The following is an 8,758-nucleotide window of genomic DNA, read 5'->3' as shown; positions in this document are numbered from 1 at the left end:
ATTCTTTCGCATGAGCGTTATTTTCATAGACATTTTTAAAAGTTTTCTAATTTTCTAAAACTCAATGCCTTTGATTTTGTAATATTTTCTTTACTTTATCGATGTAAAAAGTAGATATTTCTTTAGCATACTCCTCTGTTAATCCTTCTGCGTAAATATTAAATACAGGTCTTTCACTATCTGGCAATATTAATGCCCAACCATTTTCCGAATTAAATCTTACTCCCTCAAACATCTCTATGCCTAGATCTTTATTTTCCTCAATAATTTGTCTGATTACTCTGCCTTTATCTTTCCAATCACAAGTAACTTCGCTTTTTATATAATGTATATCTGGTATTTCATCATGAAGCTTTGCTAATGTTTTATCTGAATTAACTAAATAATCTATTATCTTACCTATTCCCCATATACCATCAAAATTCAAAGTATATTGAAGCATAATTGATTCTTCATCATCTTCAATTTTTAATATACTGTTTATAATATCAGAAGGATTATTTTTACTTCTGATCACGTTAGTATAATACTTATTAGCAATCTTATCTATAACTTGAGGTGCATTGTATGGAACTACTAAATTCTTTACTATACCACTTTTTAGTATTACTAAAGATACTAAAACCATATATTCCTCTTTATTTATAATTCTGCCTAATTCATCTATTAGAATGGTATTCTCTCCATTCTCGCTATAGATTATGCCCATTTTATATTCACCATTTTTAACCCTATTAGACATATAATTTAAATAATCATCAGTTGAATCAAAATCTACAATTGAATAATCTAACTTGACTTTGCAGCCTAAATCTGTCAAATAATCTTTTGCTAATTTCATAATATCTTCAGATCTAGAACTTATTAAAATCTTCAAATTTTTTCTTTTTATATCATTTACGTTTTTAAGAATGTCTTGACCTTTTTTTATATAGTAATAATAAAAATTATCTATATGCATAACCTTTTTTATCGCCATAAATTTACATCTCTGAAAATCTCCTCTATTAAATAAATTTTCAACTTTTCTCTCCATAGCTCTATTTAAGTTAGAACCATTTCCATCTAATAACTCAATACGGATCATATCTGGCTCTAGATTATCTGTCCTAACATGTAATCCTCCATCAGCTTTAAAATATCTAATAGCAAATCTACTCATTGGTATAACTGAATTATCTATCTCAATTACACCTGCTCCTGTTGATAGTATTCCTGATATTAAAGACTTTCTAATTAAAATAGAAGCATCTGAATTATCGCTAGCAATTACATATATTCCATCTTCTTCCTTAGTTGAAGCAAATGCTGAAGCTAAACGTGAAGCAAATTCAGGAGTAATATCAATATTTACAACTCCTTTTATATCTCTGTAACCAAAAATATTCTTTGAATACTTTGTACCCCAAACTAAATTTTCATTTATTATAGTATTCTCTTCAATTTTTTTATCAGGCCAAATCTTACAGTTAGGCTTTATAATACTACCAGATAATATATTACAGCCCTTTCCCACTACTGAACCTTCAAAAGTTGATATATTTTTTTCCAGTTTTGTATTGTTGCAAATAACTGTCCCTCTTAATTCTGAATTATTACCTACTATAACATTTGACCAAAGTACACTTTTCTTTATGGAGCAGTTGCTTTCTATCTTGCAATAATCACCTATAACCGTATATGGTTCTAGCTTAACTTTTTCTTTTATAACTGTATTTTTACCGATATAAACAGGTGGTATAATACTAACTTTATCTCCTAGTGTTACTCCTTCTTCTATCCATACTCCATCATTTTCTTCTTTGCATTTTAATTGTATGTCAACTTTTTTACTAAGAATATCAAAATGAGTCTGTACATAAGATTTTAAATCACCTATATCGCACCAATATCCATCTGCAATATAACCGTAGATATTTTCTTTGTTTTTTAATAACTTTGGAAATAAATCCTTGCTAAAATCAAAATTATCTCCTTTTTTATAATAAGATAATGCTTGAGGTTCTAATATGTAAATTCCTGTATTAATTGTATCGCTAAATACTTCACCCCAACTAGGTTTTTCAAGAAAGCTTTCTATTCTGCCTTCCTTATTTGTTATAATTACTCCATATTCAAGAGGTACTGGCTCTTTTTTTAGTACAATCGTCGCTAAAGAATTCTTAGTTTTATGAAACTCTATAGCTTTTTTAAGATTTATATCTGTTAAAGCATCACCACTTATTACAATAAAAGTATCATTTAGAAATTCTTCTGCATTTTTTACACTACCACCTGTACCTAAAGGTACTTCTTCAATAAAATATTTAATATTAACGCCCCATTTAGAACCGTCTTCAAAATAGTTTATTATTACATCTGGTAAATAAGCTAAAGTAACTGCTATATCTCTAATTCCATATTTTCTCAATAATTCTATACTATATTCCATAACAGGCTTATTAAGAATAGGTACCATAGGCTTTGGTAAATCACAAGTCAGTGGTCTAAGCCTTGTTCCTTTTCCACCCGCCATAATTACAGCTTTAATAATAATCACCCCTCATAAAGCCTATTAATTACATAATGTTATTTTATGAAGGTTCAATTATTTTATACATAAAGAAAGCTACTAAGAACTTACTCTTAGTAGCTGTTATTGTTCTATTCAAAAACCTTAACAAACTTAATAGAATACAAATCACAAACCATTAAATCATTTGTTTCTGCCTGTCTTAAAACAATATGGTCAATTCCAACTTCTTCTAAAGTTCCTTCTTTATCTACAAACATATTAGTTCCAACAATGAAATCTACTCTAATAAATTTTCCTATTAATGTTTTTAAATATCCTTGTAAATAATTCTTATCAACAATTACTGGTGGTCCGGGTTCTATCTCAAAATCTACTGGATTCTCTATTTGAGGTGGCATACCTACTGGATAACCTGGGCAAGGCATCGGCATCATTGGCATTTGTGGCATCATTGGCATCATTGGTTGCATTGGAGTACTAGGTTTCTTTATATCTTTTGGAACCTGATTTATCTTTCTTCTCATAAAATCCCTCCTTCTGATGTAATAATTCGAGTTCTATATTAAACCAAATAACATGAATTAAGTGTCTTTATATAGCTCAGTTGGTGAATAAAAACAGTGTTTTCTTATTCTAGTTCTTATTGACCCTGTTCCATTCCAAGGAAAAGTAGTTGGACACGTTGGCTTAAATGGATTCATATACCACAGGCAATCTCCTATATTATAAGTTTTATTACCTGATAAAGCCCAATCTGCAATATCGTAATGTATCTTTTCTGGTGGGCTAGCCCAAATTGTCTGAGGATTAGCTCTACCAGCTATTGTGCCTTTAACACAATCGAATTGTCCTTTCTGATAAATAACTTTTCTTAAATCTCCCTGACATACCCTTTGATACTCTCCATAAGCTACATGAACCCTGTTCATTATTACTGTTGCAACTGCCTTCATTCCTAATTCGCCTTCTCCTCCTGCTTCACATTTGATTAGTCTAGCAAACAACTCACGTGTGGAGTATGGCATATTCACACCTCCTTTATGCCTACTGCTACTAATAATATATTTATTGAAAATATAAACTGGTACACGTATTTAACAATTTATTGATAAAAGTTTTGAAAAAATAGTAATTTTTAGAGGAATTCTTTCAAAAAAATTTAATAAATATAGATAGAAAATATAAATAAAATCTTCGATTTAAATAAATCATTAAGGAAGATTTTGCCCATATCCATTACGGAAATTATATTCAAAATTATCTACAGTTTAACAAGGAATATAATTTCCTATAAATTATTAAAGAAAGGAGTTTTAAAAATGCAACAAAAATTATATCGTTCAACTAATGACAAAATGATTGCAGGTGTTTGTGGCGGCATAGCTGAATATTTTAATATCGACTCTACTTTAGTTAGATTATTTTGGCTTATATTAGGATTTACTATGGGAATAGGTTTTTTGGCATATATAATATGTGCTATAGTAATTCCTGAATCACCTGTAATTTCACACGAATATAATTGGCAAGATAAAGATAATAACAAAGATAATACTGATAGAAATAGAATATTTGCAGGTTCAATCCTAATTCTACTCGGAACCATATTTCTACTTAAAAAAACATTATATTGGGTTGATTTTGAAAAGTTATGGCCTGTTTTGCTTATAATTGCAGGTATATATATAATATATAGTCAGAAAGTGGGGGAATGACTTGAAAAATAAAAATTTTACAGCAGGTTTTATTTTGATATTCTTAGGCATCTTTTGGCTTTTAAGTAATCTCGGTATTTTAACTTTTTCTGTTTGGGCTATCTTCTTTGACTTATGGCCTGTAATTTTAATCATTTTGGGATTAAATTTAATATTCAGAAAAAATAAAAGTATTATTATTATTGCTTGGATATTATTTATAATCTTTGCTATATTTTATGGACTTTATTTGGAAAACTCAAATTCATATAAATTGGAAAATCCAAACATTGTTTTAGAAAAAAGAAATACTATGACTAATGGTATTTTAGAACTTAAATTATTAGCAGGTAACTTTAATTTAAAATCAACAAAAAATGAACTTCTTAATGCTTATATAACTGACCCAAATATTTACTATGAATCTAAAATTAATGACCATTCAAAAATTGCACAAATTGAATTCAAACACAGAAAGAATAAGAAAATAGCAACCAACAAAGGATATGAGTATAAATTTAATATTGATGAAGATATGACCTGGGATATAAATGTTGATATGGGAGCTGTAGATGGCACTTTTGATTTGCAAAGTATCAATTTTAAAAACTTAGACATTGATGCTGGTGCTGGAAGTATTGATATTTTATTAGGCCAAAAATTGAAAAACTCAAAAATCGATATTGATATGGGAGCTGGTAACATTGATATAACTATTCCAAAAGATTTAGGTGTTAAGATTAGATTTGGTGGTGGTATAAAGCATAGCAATCTAAAGAAGCTTAATTGGATACATAAAGATAATTATTATATATCCCCTAATTATGATAATGCTGATAAAAAAATTTATATAACTATTGATATAGGTGCAGGCAATCTTAATATTAGATATGAATAAAATCAAAGTCCCATCTTTTTTAGGTGAGGTAAGTTTTTTGATAAAGTTATATTTGCTAATGAATTGAAAAAATAACACTCATAGACAAATCTTTAGAGAAAACTAAGATTCATAATTTTGAAAAATCCTAACGCACCTAATCAAGACGTCCTGTCTTGTAGGATGCTGGCTTAGCGTCCATGCTAAGCCTACGGATTTTTCTAAAATTATTCATCAAGTTTTCTTTGCTAAAGCTTTGTAATTATTCGTTTATATTTTTTCAATTATTATAGTTTATTTTGTCTATAACCTGCCCCATCTTTTGTAGATGGGGTCTCTTATTGTTCCGTTATAATTATTATTGTATCTGCAAAGACTAGGTGTTAAAATAACAATGGAAGATTACATAAGAAGGGAGATACAAATGAAAAATTATAGTACATTTGATATATTAGGTCCTATTATGATTGGTCCTTCAAGTTCCCATACAGCAGGCGCAGCAAGACTAGGTAAAGTTGCCATGGAAATAGCAGGTAATGATTTTGAAACTGTAACTTTTTATTTGCATGGGTCTTTTGCAAAAACATACAAGGGGCATGGTACTGACAGGGCTTTAGTTGCAGGTATTTTAGGTATGGAGCCTTATGATGAAAGATTGAGAAATTCTCTTAATATAGCAAAAGAAAAAGGAATAAAAATTAGATTTGTTGAAACTGATTTAGGATATGAGCACCCTAATACAGTAAAAATAGTATTTTATATGAAAGATGGCGGAAAAGTAGATGTAACTGGTTCATCTATAGGTGGTGGTAGTATTGTCATTACTAATATTAATGGATATAATGTTGAATTTTCTGGTATGTATCCTACTCTAGTAATTAAACATATAGATAAAAAAGGTATAATCAGTAAAGTTACTACAGTTTTAGCTAAACATGATATTAATATTGCAACTATGAAAGTAAATAGAAAAACAAAAGGAAAAGAAGCTTCCATGATTATTGAAACTGACCATAAAATTAATTCAATAGTTATTGAAGAACTACAAAATATAAAAGAAATTATTAATGTAAAAGCAATTAATCCTGCAAAGAAGGAGTGTTAGAATGTTCAATACTGGTGAAGAATTACTTAAAATAGCAAATGAAAAAGGACTTAAACTTTGGGAGATTATACTTGAAAATGAAGCACAAGCTTCAGAAACAAGTAAAAAAGAACTAAGAAATAGAATGAAAGAAAATCTTCTAGTAATGAAAGAATCTTCAACACATGGTTTAGAAAATGATATTAAATCTATAAGTGGTCTAATAGGTGGAGATTCCAAAAAAGTTGAAAATTATAGAAAAAGTAAAAAGACTTTATGTGGAGATACCATAAACAAAGCTATGGCAAGAGCATTGTCCTGTTCTGAAGTAAATGCTGCTATGGGTAAAATTGTAGCTGCTCCTACTGCTGGCTCTTGTGGAATAATACCTTCTGTTATTTTTACAGCTGCAGAAGTTTTAAATGCAAATGAAGAAGATATTATAAATGCTCTTTTTACTGCTGCAGGTATAGGCCAAGTTATTGCTAAAAACGCAACAATATCAGGTGCAGAAGGTGGTTGTCAAGCTGAATGTGGAGCTGCATCTGCTATGGCAGCAGCTGCAGTTGTTGAAATGGCTGGAGGAACACCAGAAATGTCCTTGCATGCAGCAGCTATTGCTATAAAAAATATTTTAGGCCTTGTATGTGATCCAATTGCTGGTTTAGTAGAAGCACCCTGTGCAAAAAGAAATGCTTCAGGTGCAGCAAACGCATTAATTTCTGCTGATTTAGCTCTTGCTGGTGTCAAAAGTATAATACCTTTTGATGAAGTTGTAGAAGCAATGTATAATGTAGGAAGATCTCTTCCTGTTGAATTAAGAGAAACTGCTTTAGGAGGCCTTGCTGCAACCCCTACTGGTAAAAAGTTAATGAAAGAAGTGTTAAGATAAAATGGAAAAAACCTTGATTTGCTTGGCAAATCAAGGTTTTTTAGTTAGATTAATTTTCAAAATTCCAAACTCTTAAATTACTCTTTCTCATTTCATTTTTCTCTTTAGCAGAAGCGCCCCAATTATATTTATATATAGCACCTTCCCATTCACCATACATTGGGTTAGGTAGTACTATAAATTTTGAACCAAAATAGTCTTTATACTCATCAGTAACTGCAAATCTGTCTTGCACAGATTTTTTCTCAAAAACCTCTGAAAAATCGTTTAGATTATCACCCATAAGTAAAACTATTCTATAGTTCTCATCTACTTTCTCTCTTCTTGCTTTTTTACTAGATTCTGCAGTTCTAAGCATTATATGCTCTTCATCAGCAAATGGGAATCCTTTTTCTTTTAAGTTCTTTAATGTACCTTCAAAACCTACCATTTTTCTGTTTGAAATATAGAAAACTTCTACTCCTTTATCTGCAGCATAGTTTAAAAACTCTACTGCTCCTGGGATAGGTTCTGCTATACCTTCTGCCATCCATGGATTCCAAGTTTTTGATGAATATCCGTAATCCTTACCAATTAGGTGTGCTTCATATGCACTATTATCAAGAACTGTTTCGTCTATATCTACAATAATTGCTCGTTTCTCAGTTGAATCATTAGTAGCTAAGTCATTATCTAGTATCATTTTTGCAAGATTGAAAGCTTGATAACATAATGCTCTATATTCAGCTGAATTTTGAACCCAAGAAGTAGCCATTACTAACTGTTCATTTAAGTCTTTTGTAGTATAGTCTGTTAATACTATCTCATCTCCTGGGAATATTAGATGAGGATTTTTTAATTTATTAACTTCCGCTAATTTTTTCCAATCTAATCCGTGTTGCTTTGCTATTTTACCTAGTGTATCACCAGGTTTTACAATATAAACATTACTACCAGCTATTGCAAGAGCATTTACGCCAACTAAAACAATAACCATTAACAATACAAATACTTTTTTTCTTTTATTGAACACTAAAAAAACCCCCTTATATTATTTTGGAATTATAAATATAAGTATTATATTCTACATTTATATAATTTTTCCTTCTTTATTTTTTTAAATAGTTTTAACAATTCTTATTACTAAACATCAATATTACTTCATATTTTAGAAATTAATTTACAAAATAACCAATCTGTGTTATCTTTTTATAAGAACATATGTTCGTTTAAAGAGGATTTAAATATGACAGAAACAGAAAAAGCTTATATAGCTGGTATAATCGATGGAGAAGGAAGTATAATGCTAACTAAATTCCATAGCACCCAATACCCATCTCCATGTGTATCCATTGCCTCTACTGACATTGAATTATTAGAATGGATCAAAAAAACTACTGGTAAAGGCAAGATTTTAAAAAAGAAAAACTATAACAAAGATAAACACGAAGATTCTTATTCATATAGAATAATTTATAATGATGCTATTGAATTTTTAAGAGATATAGAACCTTATCTAGTTATTCATCAAAAAAAGCTAAGGCAAAACTTATAATAGACAAATACAAAAAATAACATCTAGAAATGGTAAATATAATGAAAAAACAAAAAAATTAAAGAAGCTTTTTATGAGGAATTTATGTCAATATAGATATCTTTTATAAAAGTTAAAATTACTCTAAAAAAAGCCTTGATCTACATTAAATGTAAATCAAGG

Annotated in this window: 9 protein-coding genes; 5 read left to right on the top strand and 4 right to left on the bottom strand. The window is 29.4% G+C overall.

What is annotated here, in order from left to right:
* Window positions 1–61 precede the first annotated feature (61 nt).
* The 3 genes from BFN48_RS01805 to BFN48_RS01795 form a co-directional block, all read right to left on the bottom strand.
* On the bottom strand, window positions 62–2,539 hold the full coding sequence (locus BFN48_RS01805) for a sugar phosphate nucleotidyltransferase (protein ID WP_083238735.1): 2,478 nt from the start codon (window positions 2,537–2,539) through the stop codon (window positions 62–64).
* A gap of 104 nt (window positions 2,540–2,643) precedes the next feature.
* Window positions 2,644–3,039 carry a hypothetical protein gene (locus BFN48_RS01800; protein ID WP_141706100.1) on the bottom strand — a complete coding sequence of 132 codons (396 nt, stop codon included), beginning with the start codon at window positions 3,037–3,039 and terminating at the stop codon, window positions 2,644–2,646.
* A 57-nt stretch (window positions 3,040–3,096) separates the two neighbouring features.
* Window positions 3,097–3,540 carry a cell wall hydrolase gene (locus BFN48_RS01795; protein ID WP_069649159.1) on the bottom strand — a complete coding sequence of 148 codons (444 nt, stop codon included), beginning with the start codon at window positions 3,538–3,540 and terminating at the stop codon, window positions 3,097–3,099.
* A gap of 294 nt (window positions 3,541–3,834) precedes the next feature.
* Between BFN48_RS01795 and BFN48_RS01790 the strand changes: the two genes are divergently transcribed.
* The 4 genes from BFN48_RS01790 (at window position 3,835) to sdaAA (ending at window position 7,062) form a co-directional block, all read left to right on the top strand.
* Complete coding sequence (locus BFN48_RS01790) at window positions 3,835–4,230, top strand: PspC domain-containing protein (RefSeq protein WP_069649158.1); 396 nt, start codon at window positions 3,835–3,837, stop codon at window positions 4,228–4,230.
* A gap of 1 nt (window position 4,231) precedes the next feature.
* Entirely contained in the window at window positions 4,232–5,107 is an 876-nt protein-coding gene (locus BFN48_RS01785; RefSeq protein ID WP_069649157.1) for a LiaF transmembrane domain-containing protein, read from the top strand.
* Window positions 5,108–5,510: 403 nt separating this feature from the next.
* On the top strand, window positions 5,511–6,191 hold the full coding sequence (gene sdaAB, locus BFN48_RS01780; RefSeq protein ID WP_069649715.1) for an L-serine ammonia-lyase, iron-sulfur-dependent subunit beta: 681 nt from the start codon (window positions 5,511–5,513) through the stop codon (window positions 6,189–6,191).
* Between the two features lies 1 nt (window position 6,192).
* The gene (gene sdaAA, locus BFN48_RS01775) at window positions 6,193–7,062 is read left to right on the top strand and encodes an L-serine ammonia-lyase, iron-sulfur-dependent, subunit alpha (RefSeq protein WP_069649156.1); all 870 of its coding nucleotides are present in this window, start codon (window positions 6,193–6,195) and stop codon (window positions 7,060–7,062) included.
* Between the two features lie 49 nt (window positions 7,063–7,111).
* On the opposite strand, the gene BFN48_RS01770 is transcribed toward sdaAA, so the two are convergent.
* Window positions 7,112–8,074, bottom strand: a complete 963-nt coding sequence (locus BFN48_RS01770) for a 5'-nucleotidase, lipoprotein e(P4) family (RefSeq protein WP_083238734.1) — start codon at window positions 8,072–8,074, stop codon at window positions 7,112–7,114.
* A 213-nt stretch (window positions 8,075–8,287) separates the two neighbouring features.
* On the opposite strand from BFN48_RS01770, the gene BFN48_RS01765 reads away from it, so the two are divergent.
* Entirely contained in the window at window positions 8,288–8,596 is a 309-nt protein-coding gene (locus BFN48_RS01765; protein ID WP_242863192.1) for an LAGLIDADG family homing endonuclease, read from the top strand.
* Window positions 8,597–8,758 lie beyond the last annotated feature (162 nt).

It is taken from the genome of Caloranaerobacter ferrireducens, assembly GCF_001730685.1.
Taxonomy (GTDB): Bacteria; Bacillota; Clostridia; order Tissierellales; family Thermohalobacteraceae; genus Caloranaerobacter; species Caloranaerobacter ferrireducens.
This window is presented reverse-complemented; position numbering and strand designations above follow the sequence as displayed.